Here is a 24,369-nt window from a genome sequence, read left to right on the forward strand (position 1 = left end):
CGATTGGCTCTCACGCGCCAGCCGAGACTGTCACCTGCGACAAATTACGGGTGGAATAGAGATCCGACCAGATACGCGATCGACGCGGCCAGACCACCGATCAGCAACGTCTCGATCCCAGATCGCCACCACGGTGCGAGCGACCATCGGCTTTTCAGGGCACCGATAGCAAAGAAAACTACCAGCGTCATACATGCGGAAGTGGCGAAGGCCCGCTCGACGGGCAACAAAAACGGCATAAGGGGAATCAGGCCCGCCAATAAGAACGAACCAAAGGTGGCCAGCGCGGCTTTGATCGGGTGCGGGTCAACGCTGCCCAACCCATACTCCCCTTCGATCATAAGGTTGATCCAGTTCTCGCGGTTGGCCGTAATCGCCGCGGTGGCATCATCCAGAACATCGTCCGACAATCCCTTTTGCGCGAGGATTTCACGCACTTCGTTTCGCTCACCGTCAGGATAGAGCGTGATGTGTCGTTCCTCGATCGCTCGGATACGGTGGATATTGTCCAGTTCGGCCTTGGTGCCCGAATAGTTCCCTGCAGCCATGGAAAACCCATCGGCCAGTACATTTGCCAAACCCAGCGCGACGATGACGAATGGAGACAGGCCCGCCCCGGCGACACCGGCCACGATTGCGAATGTGGTCACAGATCCGTCTATTCCTCCATAGACCACATCCCGTAACACGCCGCGCCCCTCAGGGTCATTGATCCGGGCTTTGATTTCCTGCTGGCTGTGACCGTGTTCCGTCATGGCTCGCTCCTCTGTCACACCAAGTGTGCGACGAAGCGGCTGCGGTGGCTTTGCGTTGAATCAACCTTTTGAGAACAAGCCCTGCAAGGCGCGTTTGACCATCCCGCGTGTCGATGGTTTGTGCCGTTTCGAGAAGGGCAGAGGTCGGCAAACCTCCATGGCAGCGACGCCAACACGGGCGCTGAGGGCCCCGTTTACCAAGCCTTCTCCGAACCGACGTGACAGTTTGCTCAGGACAGACCCGCCGAGCACAGGTTCCAGCAGGTCGTCCCCGACGGCCACAGCTCCGGTGGCCACCAGATGTACAAAGACCGCCCGCGTCAGTCGCCAGCTGCCCAGAAATCCAGCCCGTCCACCGTAGATTTCGGCAACCCGCCGGATCATCCGCAAGGACGCCGCCAAGGCGGTGACGACGTCTGCCAGTGCCAAAGGAACAAGGGCTGTCACGGTTGCGACCTGACGTGCCGCAGCCTCAACCTCGCGGCTGGCGGCGGCGTCCAAGGGTACAAGTAACTCATCTTCAGCAAGGCTTAGCAGGCCAGACGCATCGAACTGTTCAGGCATTCGTTCGACCAGACGGTCGCGGCCCCAGCGCGTTTCCTCGCGGCCCTTGTAGAACGCAATCAAGCGGGTCGTGACCGCGCGCGCTTGCGCCAAGTCGGCCTCGGCAAGGGCTGCATCAGCGGCGCGACGCATTCCGTCCACCCGGGACAGGCGCCCAATCGCAGCCAATTCGCGGATCGCAATGATCAACGCGACCAACACCAGCGCTGAAATCAACCCCGTTACGAGCGACCCCAGAACAGGTGCACGTTCGACCAATGACGTCGCGAAATCCCAAGCGGCAACAGACACGGCGGCGCCGATGACAGCCAGAGCCAATCCCCAGAACCACTTTGCAAGGGCCGAAGGTTTGCGGGCAGCCAAACGCGCAGCGCTCTGCATCGCTTGCCCCTGCGGCTGCGCAATATCGGGAACCGGCAGCGCCTGCGAGACGTCCGTTGCCGGCTCATCGGCTTCCAGATCGATCAGAACCGGGCCCTTAGCCATCATTCAACCCCTTGCTGTTCCATGCGTATTTGATGTCGGGCAGATTTTCGTCATTGTCGGCCCCGTCGCCGCGCGCGACCTCGTCAAATCCGTGTCTTAGGTAAAACCTGCATGCGGCTTCATTGGCTTGAAACGCAAACAGGCTAAGCTGCGCGTGCTGGGATTTGGCGTGGTCCAGAAATTGCCGCCCGATCCCCTGCCCGCGAGCGGTCTCAGCCAGATAGAGCGAATGGATTTCCGCGCCGTTGAGTGCCAAGAACCCAACCACGCCGGCATCCGTTTCTGCCACGGTGACCCAATTCAGGTCGATCATTTTGCCGCAGAAAGCGATGGTCTCGGCGCAGCTATGCAGCTCGGGCATCCAGTCGTTTTCTTTGGCGAACCCGTGCAGAATCGTGCCAGTGGCCCCAGCATCCGTGCTGCGCGCGGGTCGGAGTATCACGGTCACAATCGATCTCCGATCAAGAACTGAGCCGCGCGGTCCAGCCGGATATGCGGCGGACCATCACCGGGGCGCAGGGTCAAATTGGCTGGCGCAAAGGCCATAAATCCATAGTCGTCATCCAACCAGGTGGATGCTCCGTTTCGGGCCGGGCTAAGAAGATGCGACGGATCGTCCGGCAACTCACCGGGATAAAACGCGGCGGGTTTGCCGCTGTCGAGGAGCGCGCCCCGAACGCAAGGCAGTTCAGATCCATTGTGGCTACGCATCTCTTCGGTGGTGGCGCGCAATGATGCCAGTGACAACGCCGCCGTTTCGGCGCCCGCAAAACTCGCGCGGTCGCGTGCATCTCGGGTCAGCGCCTCCATAATCGCGGTCAACCGGGGGTGTTGCAGGTGATGTAGATGATCAGCTTTGGTGGCGGCGAACAGGATACGCTCGACCCGTTTACCCAGCAATAGCTGGCTGAGCCATGCGTTTCGCCCCGGGCGAAAAGCCGACAAGATATCGGCCATAGCGCGGCGCATATCTTCGACAGCTTGCGGCCCTTTGTGAATCGCGCCCAGCGCGTCCATCAACACGACCTGTCGGTCGATCCGGGCGAAATGATCCCGAAAAAATGGTTTCACAACCCGAGACTTGTACGCCTCATACCGCCGCTCCATCTCGCGTTGCAAGGTTCGGCGGCGCGATGGGCCAGAGATCGGCAATGGCGCAAAAGTCAAAACCGGGGACCCGGCCAAGTCACCGGGCAACAGGAAACGACCCGGCGTGCAATCATAAAACCCAGCCTCGCGAGCAGTATTCAAATAGGCGGTGAACGCGACAGCCAGTGCTTGTGCTGCAGGTTCATCATGTGCGCCCGCAGGGTCGACAGACTGAACCGTTTGCAGAAACTCAGCCGCTTCGGCACGGGTTTCAATGCGCGCCAGCGTTTCCTGCGACCACTCTTCGTATGACTTGTCCAGCAGCGCCAGGTCCAACAACCACTCACCCGGGTAGTCAACAATATCCAGATGTACGGTGCGCGGCCCCTGCAACCCGGCCAACAGTCCCGCAGGACGCGCCTTAAACGACAGACGCAGTTCAGACACAGCGCGCGTACTGTCAGGCCAATGCGGTTCGGGACCGGTCAGCTCTGACAAGTGGGATTCGTAGTCAAATCGTGGCACTGTATCATCTGGCTGTGGTTGCAAATACGCGGCGTTGATCCGTCCCTCTTGCTGCGCAACTAGGCCGGTCATCCGGCCCCGGTCTAACAAATTGGCAACCAGAGAAGTGATAAACACCGTCTTGCCCGACCGCGCCAACCCTGTCACGCCCAAGCGAATGACGGGCTCAAAGAATGCCTCGGACACACGATCCCCCACGGATTCCACCCCGCGTACAAGACTGTCTGCCAATGATGAGATGACCAAGCCGCCGCCCCGCAATTTTTGTTTTACCTAAGATAGGTAGCGCCCGCAGGACATGCCAGAGCTTTTGCCCCCCTTGCCCGATTGCGCGCCGCGCTGTACCAGCGGCCCATGCCCAGATACGCACTGAAAGTCGAATACCAAGGGGAGCCGTTTGCCGGATGGCAGCGGCAAAAGGAACAGCCATCGGTGCAAGGTGCCATTGAACAGGCCCTGTCCCGTATCCAACCCGGAGAGCACACCATAGCCGCCGCCGGTCGCACGGATGCGGGCGTTCACGCGCTTGGGCAAGTCGCGCATTGTGATCTGATCAAGGATTGGGACCCGTTCCGCCTGTCCGAGGCGCTGAATTACCATCTCAAGCCTCAACCGATTGCCATTGTGAAGGCGGCGCGGGTCGATGACGACTGGCATGCCCGGTTTTCTGCACTGGAACGGCAGTACCTGTTTCGCATCCTGATGCGCCGCGCACCGGCGACCCATGACAAAGGGCAGGTCTGGCAGATCAATCATTTACTGGATGTCGACGCGATGCAGGCTGGCGCAGATATGTTGATCGGACGACATGATTTTACCACCTTCCGCTCGACCATTTGTCAGGCGGCAAGCCCTGTCAAAACGCTGGACGCGTTGCATGTCGAACTGGTTCAGGGGTTTTCAGGGCCCGAGGTTCATTTCCACGTACGCGCGCGGTCCTTCCTGCATAATCAGGTCCGCAGTTTTGTAGGAACGTTAGAGCGGGTTGGCGCGGGCGCATGGTCCCCGGATGATGTGCGCGATGCTTTAGAAGCCGCTGATCGTGCGGCCTGTGGTCCGGTTTGCCCACCGCAAGGCTTGTATCTGGCATGCGTTGGATATCCAGACCCGGTCTTTGACTGAATCAAAGCGCACGCAACAACAAACCTCCGGCGATAACGACGATCAGTAAACCGGCCACCAACTCGATTGTCGGTGCCAGAACCGAGGCAAACCGCGTGGCCGATGCAGACGCCAACAGTCCGCCACGCAATCCAAAGGACGTCCAGCCCACCAACGTTGTAACGGTTGCCGTGCCCAGCGCCATGGCAAAGGTTCCCGCAATGCCAACCATCGCAATGCCCATCTGCCAGGTGAGGATCAAAACAAATAGTGCTCCGGTACAGGGGCGGGCGGCGATGCCAACGATCAGGGCTATGGCTTCGCGCAGGCTTCCGACATTCGCAACATCCTCGGCGCTTGGGCCGTGGCGGTGACCACAATCTGAACAGACGTCATCATGGTGGTGATGATGATCGTGATGTGCGTGGGATGCGTCGGTGCGATGCCGCCTTAAAAAACTGCGCACGGCCCGAAACACCAGCCAAAGACCAATCACCGCAATCGCCCCATAGCTAACCGGGGCCATGACCTTTTCGGTTGCGCCAACCATGCTTTCCCGGGACATCTGGAACACAAGGACGCCTGCATAGACCAACACGATAGCCGTTACCGCCTGCCCCAGGCTGGACAAAACACTGATAGCAGACAGACGCCAGAATGCGACCCGACGGCCAAGGCCGTACCCTCCGATCAGGACCTTTCCGTGCCCGGGGCCTATGGCGTGGAAAAAGCCGTAGGCAAAACACACGGTCAGCAGGGTTGCGACCGCTTCGGGCTGTTCTGCGCGTGCGGCGCGCAGTGATCGGGCGATCTGGTTCTGAAACTCTCGCTGCTCACCGGCAGCCCAAGCTGCCAGATGGTCGAACCCGCCGCTGCCCCAGAACCAAAGCAGCAGAGCACACGCAATTGCGACCGGTACAATCAGGTATCTGGACATGAAAGGCGTATCTCGGTCGCAAAATTCTCCCCGACCAGCGGGATATCGTTTTCTTCAAGATCGTAGTCGGCATCCAATGTCAGCAGAAAGGCCTGCATCTGCGCCAATTGCCCATCAATATCAGGATCCAACCGGTCCAGTTGGCAAGAGTTGGGTCCAGAAACCGTAACGGGACGGGTCACTTCATAAGCGGTATAATACGTCTCATCAAAGGCCTTGGCCACCAGCGCGTTCGCGGAGACAGGTCCACCTTCGACCGCCCGCACATGAGTGGTCACGATGCGCCCATGTTCGGTGGTTGCGTGCGGTTCCAGCGGACCGGACAACAAAACCGGTGCACCATCAGCGGTCACCACAAGATCACCGTTGTATCCTTCGATCCATTCGGCGTCGAAGCCTGTCAGGAACCTCTCCTCAGGTTCTGTTAGAACACCATCGGAATCCTGATCCAGCTTCATGTCTTCCAGGGTCAAAAGTGAAAACAGCTCATCATACGCCCAGGACACGCGGATATGGGTTAGCTGGCCGGCATCGTCCACAATGAACTCTAGCCCGGTGTCAATGAAGACATGCGGGTGCGCCAAGCCCGGGATCGGCAGGCAACAGGTTAACAGGGTGGTCAGCCAACGCATGGCCGCAAGATAGGTTTTCGGTCCGCCAACAGCAATGCGTTTCGCGATCAAATTGCAGAAACCAGCCGACCACTTCAGGCTGGCGGGAACAACACCAGTGTCTGTAACGCGGTCCCAACAGGTCCTTGTGTGTCATAGAGGACGGATTGCGACATGCCGATGCCCGATGATTGCCAGTGCGAAACAGAGTCAGAGGCCAACCAGTCGGAAACCGGCTCGCGATGAATATGCAGCGTCAGATCGGTGTTCATAAACCCCATTTCGGTCGGCGGAACATTCCACGAGATCCCATTGCCGCAATCGGCAAGCGGACACATCGATTGAATGGGCGACTGTGTTTCCCCGTCCAGAAGCGATGGCGCGCGCATCCAAATGGTTTTGGGACCGGGACCTTGATTGCCGCCCTCGGGGTAAACGACGTCAACGAAATGGGCAAAGCCGGGCAAATCGTGCCGCATCTGACCGATTGGGAAAGGACCATCCACGGTATCGTTGACGTTGAGTTTTTCGGTCACAACATTTGGAACGCGACCCAAGTCTTTGCGTACCAGGTGCATCGTGGTCGCGGTGCAACATAGCGTGTCGTCCAGATCATGAACCGTCACACGGGTCGTCGCCAAGGTTTTGGTGTGACGCGTGGTTTCCGCCGCGACCCGCAAACCTGCCAATGGGAGCGGCCGCAACAAAACGACCGTCAGACGGGTCAGCATCTTCTCGGGCCCAACCTCAGTTTCAGCGGCGCGTGCGATCAGGCCGGCCACCGGCCCCGCATGGCAATGATCGGCAGACCAAGGCCCGCGCACGGGATCATTGCCAATAAACGCCCCATCAGAGCGAAGTCGAAAGTAGGACTGCATCCGTTTATCAGTTTGCATTCTCGCGATGTCTCAGACTTTTTCCTGCGTGTGCTTTTTCAACTCGGCCCGCGCCACCTGGCGGCGATGCACCGCATCCGGTCCATCCGCCAACCGCAGCGTCCGTACATGGGTCCATGCCGTCGCCAAAGGTGTATCCTGGCTGACCCCTTGCCCGCCGAACATCTGCACGGCCTCATCGATGACTTTCAGCGCGACCCGAGGTGCAACCACCTTGATCTGGCTGATCCACGGGGCGGCCGCGCGGGCGTCGCCCTGATCCATGTACCAAGCAGCCTTGAGACACAGCAGGCGGGCCATCTCTATCTCCATCCGGCATTCGGCGATGATGTCGAAATTGGCACCCAGCTGGGCCAGTTTTTTGCCAAATGCCTCACGTTGCATGGACCGTTTGCACATCTGGGCCAACGCGCTTTCAGCCTGTCCGATGGCACGCATGCAGTGGTGAATACGGCCAGGTCCCAGACGGCCCTGCGCGATTTCAAAACCGCACCCCTCGCCCAGCAGGATGTTTTCAGCTGGTACGCGGACGTTTGTGAACCGGATATGCATATGACCATGGGGTGCATCATCATGGCCATAGACCTGCATCGGCCGCAGAATTTCGATGCCCGCAGCATCCGCAGGAACCACAATCATCGACTGACGCTTGTGCTTGGGCTGTTCCTCGCCGCCGGTCTTGACCATAACAATGTAGACTTTGCATCGCGGGTCACCGGCCCCCGAAGACCACCATTTTTCGCCATTCAGCACATAGTCGTCCCCGTCCCGCACACAGGACATCGCCACATTGGTTGCATCAGACGATGCCACATCTGGTTCGGTCATCAAATAAGCAGACCGGATTTGACCCTCGAGCAGTGGCTTAAGCCACTGTTCCTTCATCTTTTCGGTACCGTAGCGTTCAAATACTTCCATATTGCCGGTATCGGGGGCCGAGCAGTTGAACACCTCAGCACCCAAGGGCGTCTTGCCCATTTCCTCGGCAAAATACGCATACTCGACCGTCGTCAGCCCAAATCCCCTCTCGCTGTCGGTCAGCCAGAAGTTCCAAAGCCCCGCCGCCTTGGCTTTGGCTTTCAAACCCTCAAGGATTTCGGCCTGGCGGTCGGTGTATTGCCACCGGTCGCCTTTGTCGATTTCGGCCTGATACTCCTCTTCAAGCGGCATGATCTCGTCCCGGACCATATCGGCAACGCGTTGCAAAAGCGCGCGGTTTTCCTCGCGCAGAACAAACGACATATTCATGAAAATTCCTCCTGAAGTACCGAAACCGGACTGTACCTTTGCGATTGAGGATGGCTTAACTCTCATAACGCTGTCCAGCTAGGTGACGGGACGTCACCACATTCATTTTCTAAGCGGGGGATACAAATGGCATTGTTGATCGACACTGGATTGTCGAACTGGATAGACGACGCAGACATCGCCCGCGACGTCATGCGCCAGATGTCGGATGCGGATGTTCGCACGCCCGACACAATCGGAAACGCGAATGACATCACCATGATGGCGGTTGTAGATCTCAAGGCAGACCGTCTGGGTGATCTGCCCAACCTGAAACTTGTTCAAAAACTTGGGGCTGGCGTGGAAACGATTGTCGGGAATCCTGATCTTCCAAGCCACGTCCGCATCGCACGGCTGAGGCCCGATGCGCCTGCGCAGGGAATTGCCGAGTGGTTTTTGACCTATATTTTACGCGCTCAGAGGCATATGGCGTTTCATGAGGCAGCCCAAAAACGGGCAGAATGGCAGCCCAAGGCCCCAACGTTTACGCCGGAAACAGTGGTTGGCGTATTGGGACTGGGCCATATCGGAAGCCGCACGGCACGCATGCTTCACGCCGTCGGATTTCAGGTCATGGGTTGGAGCCGGTCACCCAAACAGATCGATGGCATCACCTGTTTGCATGGCGAAAGCGCCCTGCCCGGTATGTTGGATCAATGTGATCATGTTTGCGCGATCTTACCCTCCACGCCACAAACCATCGACCTGTTCGACGCGAATATGCTGGCTGCGATGAAACCCGGAAGCCAGCTGCTGAACGCCGGTCGTGGTGATCTGATTGACGAACAGGCCCTGATCGCAACGCTGGATCAGGGCACGCTTGCTCATGCGGTTCTTGATGTGACCTGCGAAGAACCCCTGCCCAAAGACAGCCCGTTGTGGCGGCACCCTTCTATCACGATCACCCCACATGTTTCGGGGTGGCATCTGGGCGATGCGTTATCAGATGTGGCAGAGAATTTCCAAAGGTTGACCACCGGGTCGCCCTTGTTGCACGAAGTGGATCGAAGCAAAGGCTACTGATCCTGTAAGATCAGGGCGCCATGATCCAATTGCCGCTGGCATCCTGGCATCGGCGCGTCCGAATTTCACGGGTCTGATCGGCGCCTTCGGGGTGGATAGCATGCTGCAGCTCGACACAGTTTCCCTGAACATTTCCAACCCGGATTGTTCCTTTGGACCCTGTTGCCTCATTTACCCAGGATTGCTCCTTTCCCACGCTGGGAGTGCCGTTCGACAGAAGCGTGTTTGAGGCTGCATTCACCACCTCGAAATCTGCCGGCGTCAGGCCCATTTCAGCGATGATCCGAGAGAGCGGCTTCGCATGCGCCGCCCCAACAAACAGCGCCACACTTAGTACCGCCGCAGTCAAAGAATATCGGGTGGTCATGCGCGCCTCGCTGAAATGAAATCCGTTTGATCCCGACGATATACTCCGGTGGGCGCAGGGCCAACCCCCAGCTCGCCTACCTTCAAATTATCCCGAACAAACCTATCGCAAGGCACTGACTAGGAGCGTCAGGTCTTTCCCCCCATAGTGCCCTAAAACGACCCCGAGGCATGTCATGACACATCCAACCTATTACGCCCCCAAAGGCGGACATCCCAGCCAGGATCAGCTTTTGACGGACCGCGCCATGTTCACCGACGCCTATGCCGTGATTCCGAAGGGAACAATGCGTGACATCGTCACCAGCTACCTACCGTTCTGGGAAAACACGCGCCTCTGGGTTCTGTCGCGTCCGCTGAGCGGGTTTGCCGAGACGTTTTCACAATACATTATGGAGGTTCAGCCCGGTGGCGGCAGCGATCGACCAGACACTGATCCTGATGCGCAGGCGGTTCTGTTCGTCGTTGAAGGTAAAGTGACGCTGACCGTGAATGGCGCGCCTCACCTCCTGGATACAGGGGGATACGCCTATATTCCGCCCGGTAGCGACTGGACGTTGCACAATCGGTCAGACGGAACCGCCCGGTTCCATTGGCTGCGCAAGGCCTATGATGCCGTTCCGGGCCTGTCCGAACCGGATCCGATCATAACGAATGAGCGGGACGTCGCGCCGATTCCTATGCCCGGCACCGAGGGGCGATGGTCCACCACCCGTTTCGCCGACCCTCAGGATTTGCGTCATGACATGCACGTAAACATCGTCACCTTCGAGCCCGGTGGCGTGATCCCTTTTGCAGAAACCCATGTCATGGAGCACGGGCTGTATGTGCTTGAAGGGAAGGCGGTTTACCGGCTCAATCAGGATTGGGTCGAAGTTGAGGCCGGTGACTATATGTGGCTGCGCGCCTTTTGCCCGCAGGCCTGTTACGCAGGCGGTCCAGGACGATTTAGGTACCTGCTGTACAAAGACGTGAACCGCCACATGCCCTTGTCACTGCCAAAGCGCTAATGAGCAATTGAACACATCATTGGTATTTGCTGTGCCAGGGCTTCACAGGGCCAAGTGAATCTGATGAAATAAAAGTGTTTTTAGCACTGGAGATAGTTTGATGTTACTGCGTGGAACAACGGTTGCCCTGATGGCTTTGCTTGGTCTTGCAACACTTGATGTAGCGCCAGCTGCGGCCAAAGAGGAAACCAAATCCGTTTTTGTCATGAGCCGCACATGGGCCGTCACGCAGATCTCGGACGCACCAGTTACCTTTCGCGCCACACGTGACAACAACAACCTGAACCCGTTTGGTCCACCGCCGCGTCTGCGCACCATTCAGGCCATTGCCGCGATTCAGCAAGCCACGGGCTGCAGAGTTGTCGTGCCCAGCATGTACCAAAACATCTCGGGTCAGTTTTTCTCGCAAGTCAGTTGCAACTGACCCCTCATCAGATCGGGCATTGAGGTCGCTCCGACGGCCTGCCATAGCTTGCGCATGAAACTCGCGATCAACGGATTCGGCCGTATTGGCCGCACGATCCTACGGCAAGTTTTGGCTTTGCCGGAGGGGTCGGATATTGAGCTGGTGCTGGTCAATGATATCGCACCGCTGGAAACCTGTGCCTACCTGTTCAAGTACGACAGCACCTTCGGGCCCTACCCCGGGGACGTGGCCGAAGGCGATGCGGCATTGGTCGTGGACGGTCGCGCAATTCCGATGACCCAAAGCGCAGATCTGGCACTGGTCGATTTGCGAGGGGTGGATGTGATACTGGATTGCACCGGGGTCGCGCGCAGCTCGGACGTGGCGCGTCGCGGGTTGACCGCAGGCGTGGGCAAAGTCCTGATCTCGGGCCCCTCACCAGCTGCTGAAGTGACAATCGTTCTTGGTGCCAACGAAGACGAGCTGGGCAGCGCGCGTATAGTATCCAACGCCTCATGCACGACCAACGGGCTGGCGCCACTGGTGAGAGTTCTGGATGAGATCGGCGGCGTGGACTCGGGCCATATGACCACCATCCATTGTTATACCAACAGCCAACCGATGGTAGACGCCCCACGCGGAGATCTTGCCCGGTCCCGCGCCGGAGCCTTGTCGATGGTGCCGACGACCTCCAGCGCGACCCATCTGATTGATGTGGTTCTGCCGCATCTGGCCGGGCGTATCTCGGGTGCGGCAGTGCGCGTTCCAACCGCCAGCGTTTCCGCCGTTGACCTTGTGATCACACTGGAACGGGAAATGACCGCTGAAGCCTTCAACACCCAATTCCGCAAAGCCATTGCGACCTCGCCGGTTCTGGGGTGGACGGATTTGCCGCTTGTATCTTCGGACCTGCGTGCACGCCCGGAATCTCTGGTGATCGCAGGCCCTGAAACGCGGATGGTCGGGAACAATCAGATCCGCGTCTTTGGCTGGTACGACAATGAGTGGGGATTTTCTGCCCGCATGCTTGATGTCGCCCGCCTGATGGCCAAAGCCTGATCAGATCGCAACGCACCCGCGTTGCGTTGCGATCCGTTACCAAGCGCCTAGTGTTCTTTCGGCAGGCTACCGGCCCCATGCCCGGACAGGCCGCCTGAAACCTCCTCGGTCGCCTCATCTGACAGCTCATCTGGCAAGATCAGGTTCAGTACGATGGCGATTAATGCCGCGGGAAGCAGGCCGCTTTTCATCAGAATGCCCAGTGTATCAGGCAAGTGTTGCACGGCATCGGGTTCAAGCTGCAACCCAAACCCGATGGACAGTGAAATAGCAAAGATCACCATATTGCGCCGGTTCCAGTCGACATCGGACAGCATTGAAACACCCGCTGCTACAACCATTCCGAACATGACGATGACACCGCCGCCCAACACTTCGATCGGGACGGTTCGGATGATCGCGCCCACTTTTGGGACAAGGCCGCAAAGGATCAGGAACAAAGCGCCGATTGTCACGACATGGCGGCTCATGACACCCGTCATGGCGATCAGGCCGACATTCTGGCTGAAGGACGTGTTGGGCAAGCCGCCGAACACACCGGCAAGCGCCGAGCCAAAACCGTCGGCATAGGTCGCGCCGGAAATCTCATCATCCGTCGCCTCGCGCCCGGCCCCGCCCTTGGTAACACCGGACACGTCGCCAACTGTTTCAATGGCAGATACGAATGCCATCAGACAAAACCCAATGACGGCCGCAAATGAGAATTCGAACCCGTATTTGAACGGCACCGGCAGGGCGAAGGCCGAGGCCCGGCTCCAACTGGTTCCGATGGCTTCAAATGTCACCATGCCAACCATCAGGGCGTAGAGGTAACCAACGACCAGGCCGATCAGAACAGCAGAAACTGAAAGCATCCCGCGGGTAAAGAACTTGAGCCCCAGTGTAACGACCACGACAACCATTGCGGCTGACCAGTTCAACATGGACCCATATTCCGGCGTTCCGATGGCAGGCACCCCGCCGGCCGCATATTGGATGCCGACCTTAACCAATGCCAGACCAATCATCGTGACAACAAGGCCGGTCACAAGCGGTGGCAATGCAAATCGGATCTTGCCGATGACGGCCCCCAGACAGGCATGAAACACGCCACCAACGATCACGCCACCAAACAATGCCGCCAATCCGTCGACACCCTTCCCCGCAACGAGCGGAATCATGATCGGCAGAAAGGCAAAGCTTGTGCCCTGAACAATGGGCAGTGCTGCTCCAACCGGCCCCAATGTGATTGTTTGCAACAAGGTTGCAACGCCTGCAAACAGCATCGACATCTGGATCAGGTACAGAAGTTCAGGAAAATCGGGCGAGTTTGATCCGAATCCGAACCCGGCGGCCCCAGCGACAATGATCGCGGGTGTCACATTCGAAACGAACATCGCCAGCACGTGCTGGATGCCCAGCGGGATGGCTTTGTGCAAGGCCGGGGTATAATTCGGATCCCGAAGCTGTTCGGGCGTTCCTATGGAAGTTTCAGCCATGAGTACTGTCCTCTCTGTCAGAGTTCACGGGGGTATCGCCACTTATCCTGCGGCTTCATTGGGTTCTGCTACGACCTGGTAGGGCGTATCAAACCAGTATTCTTCAAGGTTTGCGCCTTCGCCAATTCTGTCGACAACAGCAAACAGGCCTGGGCTGTGAAGCGGCGTCAACACGCCATGCCAAACACCACGGTGATAGTTCACCGCCTGGCCCGACTTGGTCAAAAATGCGCGGGGTTGGCCGGGTATGCCTTGCTCATCCAGTGCCACGATGACCAGAAATGGGTTTTCGGTCATGGGAATGAAGGCCTGGCTGCCCTCGGGGTGACGTTCGACCATATCAAGGCGGTAGGGCAAACTGCGCGGGTTGGCGTCAAACAGGTTTATCCCAGCGCGGCCTTCTGCAAAGCTCATTCTCGCGCGATCATGGTAGCGCCCGCATTGGCCTTGATTGATGATTTTGTCCGGGGTGCCGGACACTTCAATCAGATCTCCAAAAGGCGCAAAGGCGTTTGCAGAAATCGGTTCGGTCACGATTTGACGGCTCATGACGGCAAAACATCCCGCAGCCTGAATTCAGCGATCCGTTCGACCTGACGGCAGGCTTCGGCGAATTCAGTGGTCCGATCTTGGTCGATGCGGCGTTGGAACGCCTGAAGGATCGAGGTTTTGTCATGATCCCGAACGGCAATGATAAAGGGAAATCCAAACTTTGCCGTATAGCGCTGGTTCAAATCGGTGAACGTCGCGCGTTCGTCATCTGTCAGCGCATCCAATCCGGCTGATGCCTGTTCTGATGTACTTTCGCTGGTCAATCGCTTGGCCTGTGCCAGTTTGCCTGCCAAGTCAGGATGAGCCGTCAACACGCCCAGTCTTTCGTCCTCGGATGCCGACCGGAACATACGTGTTAGGGCGTTGTGTACCCCGCCTGCCGTGTCATGAGCAGGGCCTAGTTCGAGGTCAAAGGCACGCTCGGCAATCCAGGCTGAATGCTCAAATATCCCCCCGTAGTCGGCGACAAAATCCGAACGGCTCATCTGTGACGGTTTGGGGTGTGTTTGTGGCGGATGTGTCGCCGCCCAATGCTCGGCGACTTGAAGCCGCGTTGCGAACCATACATCTGAAAACCCGCGCGCATAGTCCAGAAAGCGCTTTAGCGCCATCACCCGGCCGGGGCGGCCAATAAGCCGGCAATGCAGCCCAATCGACAGCATCTTCGGGGCACCTTCTTCGCCTTCATTATACAGCGTATCAAAGCTGTCTTTGAGATAGGAAAAGAACTGATCGCCCGCATTGAAGCCCTGAGGTGTGGCAAACCGCATGTCATTGCAATCCAATGTGTAGGGCACAATCAGCTGATCCCGACCACTCGTACGCGTCCAATAGGGCAAGTCATCGGCATAGGTATCCGCGATATAGGCAAACCCACCCTCTTCAGCCGCCAGCGTCACCGTGTTTTCCGAGCATCGACCGGTGTACCAGCCACGCGGAGGTTCACCGACAACTTCGGTGTGCAGGCGGATTGCCTCGGCAATTTGGGCACGCTCATCGTCTTTCGACATGTCCTTATGCTCGACCCATCTGAGTCCGTGGCTGGCGATTTCCCATCCTGCGGTCTTCATTGCGCCGACCTGATCGGGCGACCGGGCCAAGGCCGTCGCCACGCCATAAACAGTAATCGGCAGATCCTTCATCAGACGATAGAGCCGCCAGAATCCGGCCCGCGCGCCATATTCATAGATCGATTCCATGTTCAGATGACGTTGCTCGGGCCATGGTGCGGCGCCGACGATTTCGGACAAAAATGCCTCGGATGCGGCATCACCATGCAGAACACAGTTTTCGCCACCCTCCTCATAGTTCAGCACGATCTGAACGGCGAGCTTTGCGCCACCCGGCCATTGCGCATCCGGCGGATTGGCGCCATATCCGATCATGTCACGCGGGTAACGAGAAGGCTGCATCGCGGATTTCGTCCTTTCTTTCGTCCGTTGGTTACTGCCATAGCGCAGAAACCCGGGAAGGATTATCAAATCAATCCGAACAGTGTTTCGGGTTCTTTCGGCATTTCAACAGTTTTGATGTTTGCCCCACACTGTGGCAAAGGAAAATACATAGCTATTAGGAGGCCACCGTGGCAGGATTTCTGACGACCCATGTTCTGGACACCGCCCGAGGTTGCCCGGCAGGGGGCATGAAAATCGTACTTTACAAAGTAACCGGCAATTCCCACCGGAAACTTGTAGAGATGCAGACCAATGCGGATGGCCGCACCAATAGCCCAATATTTCCGCAGGAAGATTTCAAGACAGGCACCTACGAGCTGATTTTCTACGCCGGAGACTATCTTCGTGCTTCGGGTCAATCCGGAGAAGAACCGTTGTTTTTGGACCAGATCCCCATTCGATTTGGTATGTCGGATGCCGAGGCGCACTACCATGTACCCCTATTGCTTTCGCCATACGGATATTCGACCTATCGCGGTAGCTAAGGTTTCAAGCACCCGACGGGCTGACCACCTTTTGGATCAGCTCGATCATGAAATTCATAAACAGCCGGGCCTTTGGGTCTTGATGGCGGCGATGGGTATACAGGCACGCCATTTGCACCGGCACAGGCGGAGATTGCGGCGCGACCGGGATCAGGTCGCCGGCTTTCAGATGGTCTGCGACCTCGAACACCGGTTTCAGGGCGATGCCCTGGCCTGACAGGGCCCAATCCGTCAGCACATCCCCATCATCACATTCAAAGCGCCCCGAAACCGCAAACCTCTTGGGCCCTTCAAGCGTTTCCAGCATCCATTGAAACTCTGCCGCCCCCGGAAACCTCAGGTTCAGGCATTCATGCTTGCCTGAGATCAGATCGGCGCCGGTCTGCGGCATGCCGTGCCGTTTCACATAGTCTGGCGCAGCGCACAGCACCCGCTGGCAATCGGCAATCTTGCGAATGCGCAGCGTGCTGTCTTCGGGCTGGCCGATGAAAAACGCCAAATCCAACCCTTCGGTCGTCAGGTCTACCGATCGGTCGGTCAGCCGTAGTCGCACGTCAATCTCAGGATAAAGCGCCAGAAAATCAGGTACGTGAGGCGCCAGAAGACGACGCCCAACGCCAAAAGGAGCCGCCACAAACAAAGAGCCGCGCGGCGCTTCGGTCAGATGCACCACTTTCGCCTCGGCCTCGTCCACCGCATCCAGAACCGATACGGCGCCGGGGTAAAACGCCCGTCCCTGTTCGGTCGGCGTCAGATTCCGGGTCGTGCGCTGGAACAGCCGAACACTCAGATGATCCTCAAGCTGTGATATCCTTGCCGAGGTGACGGCAGGCGAAATGCGCAGGTCGCGGCCAGCCGCAGACATGCTGCCCAGATCGTAGACCCTGACGAAGGTGCGGATGTTATCTAGATAGGACATCTTTTCGTTTTTTTTGATACAGTTTGACAATTTACGGGAATACCGAACAAATACGCGCTTGCCTAGTGTGGCGGCACGCAATCGGAGACCACTTGAATGTATGACTTCGCCGTGTTCTGGGACTGGATGGCCTTTGCCGTGCGCTGGTTGCACGTCATCACGGCCATCGCATGGATCGGATCGTCCTTTTATTTCATCGCATTGGACCTTGGTCTGAACCGCGACATCCCCGGGCCTGCGGATGGCGAGGAATGGCAAGTCCATGGTGGTGGGTTTTATCACATCCAGAAGTACCTGGTGGCACCCGAACGGATGCCCGAACACCTGACATGGTTCAAATGGGAAAGCTACGCCACATGGCTCAGCGGGGCGGCGTTGCTAATGATCGTCTACTGGGTTGGCGGCGAGCTGTACCTGATCGACGCTCAGAAAGCCGACCTCGCGTTGTGGCAAGGCATCCTGATTTCTGCGGCCTCTCTGACGGTGGGTTGGCTGGTCTATGATTTTCTGTGCGAATCCGGATTGGGTGAGCGTCCTACGCTGTTGATGGTGCTGCTGTTCGTACTGCTAGTTGCGATGGGTTGGGGCTATAGTCAGATCTTCACCGGTCGGGCCATGATGCTGCATCTGGGTGCGTTTACGGCCACGATCATGACAGCCAATGTGTTCTTCATCATCATGCCAAACCAGCGGATCGTTGTGGATGACCTCAAGAATGGGCGCACACCGGACCCAAAATACGGCAAGATCGCCAAGCTGCGCTCGACTCATAACAACTACCTGACGCTGCCAGTCGTATTCCTGATGCTGTCGAACCATTACCCGCTGGCCTTCGCGACTCAATACAACTGGATCATAGCCGCGCTGGTGTTCCTGATGGGGGTTACTATCCGGCACTACTTCAACACCCGCCACGCCCGCGGCGGCAACCCGACCTGGACATGGCTGGTTACAGCGCTTTTGTTCATAGCCATCATGTGGCTGTCGACGGCGCCGATGTACAAACCACTGGAAGAAGCCGAAGCACAGCCGCTGACGCCGTTTGAACAACGCTTCGCCTCAGCCGATGGTTTCGAAGAAGCGCATGATGTCGTGTTGGGGCGCTGTTCCATGTGCCATGCGCGCGAGCCGGTTTGGGAAGGCATCCTGTGGGCACCTAAAGGTGTCTTGCTGGAAACCGAGGCAGACACTGCCAGAAATGCAAAGCAAATCTATTTGCAAGCTGGCGTCAGTCACGCAATGCCCCCTGCCAATGTTACGTATATGGAACCAGAGGATCGCGACGCCATCATACGGTGGGTCCGAAACGCCGGATTACAGCGCGACTAAAGTTTCGGCCTAAAATGGGCCGGGGAAACTTTTAGACCCTTTCCCCGAAGGGTTTCAGATGCTCTAACATAAGCTTAATGAGCTGCGATCACATCACAACGCGGCACAATTGATTTCGACTAGGGACAGTTGGAGCTATTTGATGCAGGGGAGCACGCCGTCAGGCATTCTGAGATGCTGGATGATCGGAGCAGTAATGGCTCTCGCACCAAGCTGCCTGGCTGCCCTGGAAACCACGCTTACGGCGCCAGGGGCACCCAAGGAATTGGTCGAGCGATTGGAAGAGACATCTTCGGTTGCGACCGCCGAGAACCGCGGACTTGATACGCCGCTGGAAATTCTGTCTGCTGCCTTGTCGGACTATCGCACCTTGGTACAGATTTTGTACGATGAAGGGTATTTCAGCCCCGTCGTCAGCATCAAGCTCGACGGTCAGGAGGCTGCTGAGCTTAGCTCGCTCAGCGTTCCCTCACAAATCAATCGTGCGGTCATCACCATCGAAACCGGTCCGACATTCAAATTCGGAACTGCCACGATCCAACCATTGGCCCCAAACACCGAACTGCCCGAGCAGTTTGCGCCCGGCAAACTAGCAACGACAGGTGCCATTCAAGAAGCCGCATCTGCGGGTGTTCAGGGTTGGAGGGACGCAGGTCACGCCAAGGCAAGTGTGGCCGGGCAAAAGGTCATCGCGCGCCACGCGCAGGCGCAGCTTGACGCGCAAATCAACCTTGATCCCGATCGCAGACTGACCTTTGGCAGGATGTTCATCGATGGCGACACGGATGTCCGTCACCGTTCAATCGAAAAGATCGCTGGATTTCCCAGCGGCGAAGTGTATTCGCCCGCACAGATCCAGAAAGTCGGCACCCGGCTTCGCCGGACCGGGACATTCAACGTGGTGTCTTTGCAAGAAAGGGAAACTGCGAACCCGGACGGCACCCTGGATTTCGATGCAACGTTTGAAGATCTGCCCAAGCGCCGTCTGACCTTTGGTGTGGAGCTTGCGTCGCGCGATGGCGTCGATGTCACCGCAACCTGGACCCATCGCAACATGTTCAGGCGGGCCGAGCGGTTACGCTTTGAGGCTGCTGTGCGCAACATTGGCGGAGCCGAGGATATAGATGGCCGGATCGGTCTGAGACTGGATCAACCCGACCGTCTGGGGCCCGATGACGCCACATTCTGGAGCACGTTGCTGGAGCGGCGCAACACGGAAAACTACGACGTTACAGTGGCATCGCTGGCCTATGGTGCACGCCGTACGTTTTCGGATCAACTTTACGCCGAAGCATCGGCCGGTTTCCAGTGGTCTGATGCAGATGACGCCTATGGCAACGGGCGTAAATTTCGGTATTTCATCCTGCCCTTCCGTTCGGAATGGGACAAACGCGACAGCAAGATCAGCGCCACCCGTGGTTTCTATCTGGACTCGCAGGTGATGCCGTTTGTGGGCTTTTCCGGTTCAGACACCGGTCTCAGGCTATATTTTGATGGTCGCGCCTATACCAGTTTTGGAACAGCTGGAAATTTGGTTCTGGCCGGACGGGTTCAGTTGGGGTCCGTTATTGGTCCGCCTGCAGATGGCGTCACACCAGACTTTCTGTTCTTTTCCGGTGGTGCCGGAACAGTACGCGGACAACCGTTTGAGAGCCTCGGGATTCCGGTGGGTACTGGGACTGCCGGCGGTAAATCCTTTCTTGGGTTTTCCGGTGAAGTACGCGGCAGGGTCACCGAAAGCCTGTCGTTGGTCGGGTTTTATGACTACGGTATCGTGGATACATCGTCATTTGTTGGCAGCGGTGCAGAAGATCACGCCGGCGCAGGGATTGGCGTAAGATATGATCTGGGTGGATTTGGCCCACTGCGCCTTGACCTTGCCGTTCCCGTTCAGGGCGACACCGGAGACGGCCTGCAGTTCTATATCGGCATTGGACAGGCATTTTGATACATCGTCTTTCGACCCCTCTTCTGATCGGCGCGCTGGCTTGCGTCCCCGTTGTGGTGCAAGCGCAAGAGGATCAAGGCGGTAGCATGATCGAGCGGTTCCTGCAGGATACGCTCTCGGGGGATAATCAGAACGTCACGGTCAAAGGGCTGCAAGGGGCGCTGAGCTCTCGGGCGACAATCCAGGAAATAACGGTGTCTGACGACCAGGGCATATGGTTGACGATCAAGGATGCCGAACTGGACTGGAACAGATTGGGCCTGATCCGCGGTCGGTTCGCGGTCAATACACTGACAGCGCAAGAGATAGATATTGCCCGTGCACCAGGCACCACCACAACGGATGAACCGCCACCATCCGCAGAAACACAGCCTTTCCAGCTGCCGGAATTGCCCGTCGCGATTGAAATCGGAGAGATCCGGATTGATGAACTCGCACTCGGTCAGCCTTTGATCGGTGTGGCGGCCGAACTTGCCGTAAATGGCAACCTGTCTTTGGCCGACGGCACGCTGGACACCAATCTGGACATTACCCGTTTGGATCGGGCCGGCGATGAAATAATCTTGGCTGCTGGATTTCAAAACTCCAGCAGCCAGATTGACCTGGACCTGAAGGTAATTGAATCTTCAGGTGGATTGATCTCAACCGCGCTGAAAATCCCCAATGAACCTCCGATCGAGTTAACGGCCAAAGGGTCCGGACCTGTCGATGACTTCACCGCCGACATCGGACTGGCCAGTAACGATCAGGAATACGTTGGCGGTCGGGTGCGTCTGCGTTCGGCCCTTGAGCCCGACGGAACCGAAGGTGAAGGGATCGCGTTTACAGCCGATCTCAGCGGCGATCTGACCCCCTTTGTGGCCAGAAACATGGACGTGTTCTTCGGCAAAGAAACCAGCTTGTTCGTGGATGGGCAAACCCACCCGGATGGCGCCTTGGACATCAATGATCTCAAGTTCACCTCTCAGGCCATGAGCTTGGAGGGCAATCTAAATCTGGGCGCTGGCGGCACGCTTCAAGTCGCTGCGCTGCAGGGGCGCATTACACCACCCAAAGGGGAAACCGTCGTTTTGCCGATATCCGGAGGGGACACGTCTGTGGAAGCGGCCCAGATTTCAGCGCTTTTTGATCAGCAGAACGGCAGGCTTTGGGATTTGAACCTTTCGGCCGATGCGGTGCGATCCAAAAACATCAACCTGGACCGCGCGCAGATAACAGCGCAGGGTGTTTTGGATCAGGGGATCAACGTCAGTGTGAGCGGTGATCTACAGGCCGCTTTGGATGGTATCGACATGGCAGACCCGGCCCTAGATACGGCGCTTGGGGATCGCATCACCTTGGATGGGACTTTTGGCTATGGCGATGATCAGTCTCTGAACCTGTCTGACTTTGAACTGATCGGGTCGGATTTCCTGTTGGGCGTCGATGCCCTGATCAGCGGATTGAACAGTGGCCTGAACATCGACGGATCCGCCATGCTGGAAGCATCCGACATCTCGCGTTTTTCGGAACTGGCCAAGCTGGATCTGGGCGGGAAAGCCTCGGCGCAGGTTACAGGCAGCGGATCACCGATTGAAGGTAGCTTCGATGGCAGGCTTGCCGTCAATGGCAGTGATTTATCCACCGGGCGTGACGATATCGATCCGCTGATCACGGGTGAAACAACAATCACGTTGGATGCAAAGCGCGATACAGACGGCGTGACAGTACGCGAATTTGCCGTGAACGGAGAGGCATTAAGCGCACAGGCCAGCGGCAAGGTCACAACAGCAGATGGCAACGTTTCCATCGATGGTCAGGCCAGCGTCAATGCACCGGACCTTTCGGTTTTTTCTGGTTTGGCGAAGCGCGAAGTGGGGGGCAGCGTTCAGGCCAAACTGGACGGCATGGGCACCGTTCAAACGCTGGAGTTTGATGGCATCGCCAGCGTCACCGGACGTGACATCAAAACCGGTATGGATGAGATCGACCCGCTGCTGATCGGCCAGACATCGGTCGAATTTGACGGCGCCCTGTCACAGCAAAAGATCGTGGTTCGCCAGGCGACCGTGAACGGATCAGCGTTGACGGCGCAGGTCGACGCTACGATCGATGATCCAACGGGTAATCTGGCCGTCGATGGACATGCCAGCATGAATGTCCCGGATTTGTCCGTGCTGTCCGGCCTTGCCGGGCGCGATCTGGCAGGCTCGATCAAGGGCGATGTTCAGGGCAAGGGCGCAAAAAGCAGCCAGACTTTTGATATCCAAGGCGACGTCACCGCGAATGATATCCAAACGGGCATTGCCGCACTGGACAAGCTAATTCAGGGACGCACGACGCTGGTGGTCGACGCATTGAAAGAGGACAGCGGCCTTAACATCCGCGACTTTCGCCTGAATGGGACGGCCTTGTCGGCCAATGCCTCGGGTCAGTTGGATCGACAATCTGGAGGGCTGGATTTTTCGGCCAAACTGGATGATCTGGCGCGGTTGTCCAACACCTTGTCCGGTCCGTTGCAACTGGATGCAAATGTTGCGCCTTCCGCTACCGGGTTTGAGGGAACAGCCAAACTGCAAGGGCCTGATAGCTCGTATGCCAGCCTGTCCGGAACAGTGGCCACGGATGGGGCCGCTGATCTGGATTTTGACGCCAAGCTCAATCGCATCGAACGCTTCGCGCCAGAGTTTCCCGGGACCGTTGCCGCCACGGGAAATGCCAAGCGGAGCAATGGCGTCTGGACAATCGACGCCAACGCCAAAGGCCCGGCCAGCATCAATAGCGATGTGGCGGGCACCTTTGACGAAACCAGCGGAAATGCGGATCTGACGGCACAAGGCGGGGTCAATCTTGGCATCGCCAACATCTTTGTCACTCCCAACAAAATCGACGGATCCGCCCGCTTCAATCTGGCGCTAAAAGGCCAGCCAGCTCTGGAGTCGCTAAGTGGAACAATCACGACGTCCGGCACATCCTTCGCGATCCCAACAGCCGGTCAGACCATAACCGGGATTAGCGGCTCGGTCGATCTGGCCCAAAGCCGTGCAACGATATCGCTGAACGGCGGAGTGCGCGCCGGGGGCGGATTTACAATCAGCGGGCCGGTGGATCTAACTCCGCCCTTCAATGCGCAGATCACGACGCAGCTCAACAGCCTCGTGCTGACGGATAAGTTGTTGTACGAAACTACGCTGAACGGCCAGATTGCCATGACCGGAGCACTGGCCGGGAATAGCTCGCTTGCCGGACAAATCAATTTTGCCGAAACCAACATCAATCTTGCGGCGGCCTCCGGTGCAGTAGGCGCCGCGCCAATACCCGAGATCCAACATGTCGACGAAAGCCGTGCAGGGTTTGTCACTCGTGAGCGCGCGCAGTTGGTCGTGAAGGAAGAAGGATCCAAAAGCGACTCCCGCATCGCGCTGGATGTCAGTCTGGTCGCCCCGAAGGCCGTGTTCGTCCGAGGCCGTGGCGTGAATGCGGAACTGGGTGGCCGCATCGTGATCGGCGGTACCACAACATCTGTTGTTCCCTCCGGACAGATTGATCTGATCCGGGGCACTTTTGACATTCTGGGCCGCAGGCTGCAGCTGACAAAAGGCATTGTCAGCCTGCAGGGCGACCTGAAGCCGTATATTGAATTCGAGTCCTCGGCCAGCACGTCTGACGGCACGGCTACCATAGAAATCGCGGGCCCGCTGGATTCACCCGAGGTTGATGTGTTCTCGGATCCGGAACGCCCCGCCGAAGAGGCGCTGGCCATGCTGCTTTTCGGGAACCGCTTTTCTGAGATATCGCCTTTTTTGATCGCGCAGATGGCAGCCTCATTAGCACAGCTCAGCGGCGCGGGCGGCGACGCGACCAAGGGGCTGCGTGAATCCACCGGCCTTGATACGGTCGACATTGGCGCGACCGAAGGCGGCGCAGGCCGTTTGGGGGCTGGCGCGTATCTTAGCGACAACCTTTACACGGATTTCACGGTGAACACCGAAGGCGATACCGAGGTGAACCTGAACCTGGATGTCACGGATAATTTTTCCATCAAAGGCACGGTCGATGGCAAAGGTGAAACAGGTATCGGTGTGTTTTTCGCAAGGGACTATTAAGCTC

Annotated in this window: 22 protein-coding genes; 9 read left to right on the forward strand and 13 right to left on the reverse strand. The window is 57.7% G+C overall.

Annotation, left to right across the window (positions count from 1 at the left end; all coding sequences use genetic code 11):
• Positions 1 to 44 precede the first annotated feature (44 nt).
• The 4 genes from Q1B13_RS17005 to Q1B13_RS17020 are packed head-to-tail and all read right to left on the reverse strand — an operon-like array spanning position 45 to position 3,665.
• On the reverse strand, positions 45 to 755 hold the full coding sequence (locus Q1B13_RS17005) for a VIT1/CCC1 transporter family protein (protein ID WP_299082467.1): 711 nt from the start codon (positions 753 to 755) through the stop codon (positions 45 to 47).
• A gap of 60 nt (positions 756 to 815) precedes the next feature.
• Positions 816 to 1,805, reverse strand: coding sequence for a YcjF family protein (locus tag Q1B13_RS17010; protein ID WP_299082469.1), 990 nt, complete (start codon positions 1,803 to 1,805; stop codon positions 816 to 818).
• On the reverse strand, positions 1,798 to 2,253 hold the full coding sequence (locus Q1B13_RS17015) for a GNAT family N-acetyltransferase (protein WP_299082471.1): 456 nt from the start codon (positions 2,251 to 2,253) through the stop codon (positions 1,798 to 1,800). The genes Q1B13_RS17010 and Q1B13_RS17015 overlap by 8 nt, the downstream gene beginning before the upstream one ends.
• Positions 2,250 to 3,665 carry a YcjX family protein gene (locus Q1B13_RS17020; protein WP_299082473.1) on the reverse strand — a complete coding sequence of 472 codons (1,416 nt, stop codon included), beginning with the start codon at positions 3,663 to 3,665 and terminating at the stop codon, positions 2,250 to 2,252. Before Q1B13_RS17020 ends, Q1B13_RS17015 begins: the two co-directional genes overlap by 4 nt.
• 108 nt (positions 3,666 to 3,773) lie before the next feature.
• On the opposite strand from Q1B13_RS17020, the gene truA reads away from it, so the two are divergent.
• Positions 3,774 to 4,541, forward strand: a complete 768-nt coding sequence (gene truA, locus Q1B13_RS17025; RefSeq protein ID WP_299082475.1) for a tRNA pseudouridine(38-40) synthase TruA — start codon at positions 3,774 to 3,776, stop codon at positions 4,539 to 4,541.
• Position 4,542: 1 nt separating this feature from the next.
• Here the strand turns inward: truA and Q1B13_RS17030 are convergent, their stop codons facing one another.
• The 4 genes from Q1B13_RS17030 to Q1B13_RS17045 all read right to left on the reverse strand — a co-directional run bounded on the left by Q1B13_RS17030 (position 4,543) and on the right by Q1B13_RS17045 (position 8,212).
• On the reverse strand, positions 4,543 to 5,457 hold the full coding sequence (locus Q1B13_RS17030) for a hypothetical protein (protein ID WP_299082477.1): 915 nt from the start codon (positions 5,455 to 5,457) through the stop codon (positions 4,543 to 4,545).
• On the reverse strand, positions 5,442 to 6,089 hold the full coding sequence (locus Q1B13_RS17035) for a DUF1007 family protein (RefSeq protein WP_299800064.1): 648 nt from the start codon (positions 6,087 to 6,089) through the stop codon (positions 5,442 to 5,444). Before Q1B13_RS17035 ends, Q1B13_RS17030 begins: the two co-directional genes overlap by 16 nt.
• Before the next feature lie 74 nt (positions 6,090 to 6,163).
• The gene (locus tag Q1B13_RS17040) at positions 6,164 to 6,964 is read right to left on the reverse strand and encodes a thioesterase family protein (RefSeq protein ID WP_299082482.1); all 801 of its coding nucleotides are present in this window, start codon (positions 6,962 to 6,964) and stop codon (positions 6,164 to 6,166) included.
• Between the two features lie 12 nt (positions 6,965 to 6,976).
• The gene (locus tag Q1B13_RS17045) at positions 6,977 to 8,212 is read right to left on the reverse strand and encodes an acyl-CoA dehydrogenase family protein (RefSeq protein ID WP_299082484.1); all 1,236 of its coding nucleotides are present in this window, start codon (positions 8,210 to 8,212) and stop codon (positions 6,977 to 6,979) included.
• A gap of 126 nt (positions 8,213 to 8,338) precedes the next feature.
• Between Q1B13_RS17045 and Q1B13_RS17050 the strand changes: the two genes are divergently transcribed.
• Positions 8,339 to 9,274: a glyoxylate/hydroxypyruvate reductase A gene (locus Q1B13_RS17050; protein ID WP_299082487.1), complete on the forward strand. Its 936-nt coding sequence runs from the start codon at positions 8,339 to 8,341 to the stop codon at positions 9,272 to 9,274.
• A gap of 10 nt (positions 9,275 to 9,284) precedes the next feature.
• Here Q1B13_RS17050 and Q1B13_RS17055 read toward each other — a convergent pair whose 3' ends face one another.
• A complete protein-coding gene (locus tag Q1B13_RS17055) occupies positions 9,285 to 9,641 on the reverse strand; it encodes a hypothetical protein (RefSeq protein WP_299082489.1) in 357 nt (118 codons plus the stop codon).
• A 175-nt stretch (positions 9,642 to 9,816) separates the two neighbouring features.
• Between Q1B13_RS17055 and Q1B13_RS17060 the strand changes: the two genes are divergently transcribed.
• The 3 genes from Q1B13_RS17060 to Q1B13_RS17070 all read left to right on the forward strand — a co-directional run bounded on the left by Q1B13_RS17060 (position 9,817) and on the right by Q1B13_RS17070 (position 12,115).
• Positions 9,817 to 10,650, forward strand: coding sequence for a bifunctional allantoicase/(S)-ureidoglycine aminohydrolase (locus Q1B13_RS17060; protein ID WP_299082491.1), 834 nt, complete (start codon positions 9,817 to 9,819; stop codon positions 10,648 to 10,650).
• Between the two features lie 100 nt (positions 10,651 to 10,750).
• Positions 10,751 to 11,074, forward strand: coding sequence for a hypothetical protein (locus Q1B13_RS17065; protein WP_299082494.1), 324 nt, complete (start codon positions 10,751 to 10,753; stop codon positions 11,072 to 11,074).
• A 54-nt stretch (positions 11,075 to 11,128) separates the two neighbouring features.
• Positions 11,129 to 12,115 carry a glyceraldehyde 3-phosphate dehydrogenase NAD-binding domain-containing protein gene (locus Q1B13_RS17070; RefSeq protein WP_299082497.1) on the forward strand — a complete coding sequence of 329 codons (987 nt, stop codon included), beginning with the start codon at positions 11,129 to 11,131 and terminating at the stop codon, positions 12,113 to 12,115.
• Between the two features lie 47 nt (positions 12,116 to 12,162).
• On the opposite strand, the gene Q1B13_RS17075 is transcribed toward Q1B13_RS17070, so the two are convergent.
• The 3 genes from Q1B13_RS17075 to puuE are packed head-to-tail and all read right to left on the reverse strand — an operon-like array spanning position 12,163 to position 15,557.
• The gene (locus Q1B13_RS17075) at positions 12,163 to 13,593 is read right to left on the reverse strand and encodes a nucleobase:cation symporter-2 family protein (RefSeq protein ID WP_299082499.1); all 1,431 of its coding nucleotides are present in this window, start codon (positions 13,591 to 13,593) and stop codon (positions 12,163 to 12,165) included.
• Positions 13,594 to 13,635: 42 nt separating this feature from the next.
• Complete coding sequence (locus Q1B13_RS17080; RefSeq protein ID WP_299082501.1) at positions 13,636 to 14,142, reverse strand: ureidoglycolate lyase; 507 nt, start codon at positions 14,140 to 14,142, stop codon at positions 13,636 to 13,638.
• Positions 14,139 to 15,557 carry an allantoinase PuuE gene (puuE, locus tag Q1B13_RS17085; protein ID WP_299082504.1) on the reverse strand — a complete coding sequence of 473 codons (1,419 nt, stop codon included), beginning with the start codon at positions 15,555 to 15,557 and terminating at the stop codon, positions 14,139 to 14,141. The genes Q1B13_RS17080 and puuE overlap by 4 nt, the downstream gene beginning before the upstream one ends.
• Positions 15,558 to 15,727: 170 nt before the next feature.
• On the opposite strand from puuE, the gene uraH reads away from it, so the two are divergent.
• On the forward strand, positions 15,728 to 16,084 hold the full coding sequence (uraH, locus tag Q1B13_RS17090; protein ID WP_299082506.1) for a hydroxyisourate hydrolase: 357 nt from the start codon (positions 15,728 to 15,730) through the stop codon (positions 16,082 to 16,084).
• 4 nt (positions 16,085 to 16,088) lie between these two features.
• Here the strand turns inward: uraH and Q1B13_RS17095 are convergent, their stop codons facing one another.
• The gene (locus Q1B13_RS17095) at positions 16,089 to 17,003 is read right to left on the reverse strand and encodes a LysR family transcriptional regulator (protein WP_299082508.1); all 915 of its coding nucleotides are present in this window, start codon (positions 17,001 to 17,003) and stop codon (positions 16,089 to 16,091) included.
• Between the two features lie 96 nt (positions 17,004 to 17,099).
• Between Q1B13_RS17095 and Q1B13_RS17100 the strand changes: the two genes are divergently transcribed.
• The 3 genes from Q1B13_RS17100 to Q1B13_RS17110 all read left to right on the forward strand — a co-directional run bounded on the left by Q1B13_RS17100 (position 17,100) and on the right by Q1B13_RS17110 (position 24,365).
• Complete coding sequence (locus tag Q1B13_RS17100; protein WP_299082510.1) at positions 17,100 to 18,332, forward strand: urate hydroxylase PuuD; 1,233 nt, start codon at positions 17,100 to 17,102, stop codon at positions 18,330 to 18,332.
• A gap of 142 nt (positions 18,333 to 18,474) precedes the next feature.
• Positions 18,475 to 20,280, forward strand: coding sequence for an autotransporter assembly complex family protein (locus tag Q1B13_RS17105; RefSeq protein ID WP_299082513.1), 1,806 nt, complete (start codon positions 18,475 to 18,477; stop codon positions 20,278 to 20,280).
• Positions 20,277 to 24,365 carry a translocation/assembly module TamB domain-containing protein gene (locus Q1B13_RS17110; protein WP_299082515.1) on the forward strand — a complete coding sequence of 1,363 codons (4,089 nt, stop codon included), beginning with the start codon at positions 20,277 to 20,279 and terminating at the stop codon, positions 24,363 to 24,365. Before Q1B13_RS17105 ends, Q1B13_RS17110 begins: the two co-directional genes overlap by 4 nt.
• Positions 24,366 to 24,369: the final 4 nt, after the last annotated feature.

This window comes from uncultured Ruegeria sp. (assembly GCF_947489545.1).
In the GTDB taxonomy this organism is placed as follows: Bacteria; Pseudomonadota; Alphaproteobacteria; order Rhodobacterales; family Rhodobacteraceae; genus Ruegeria.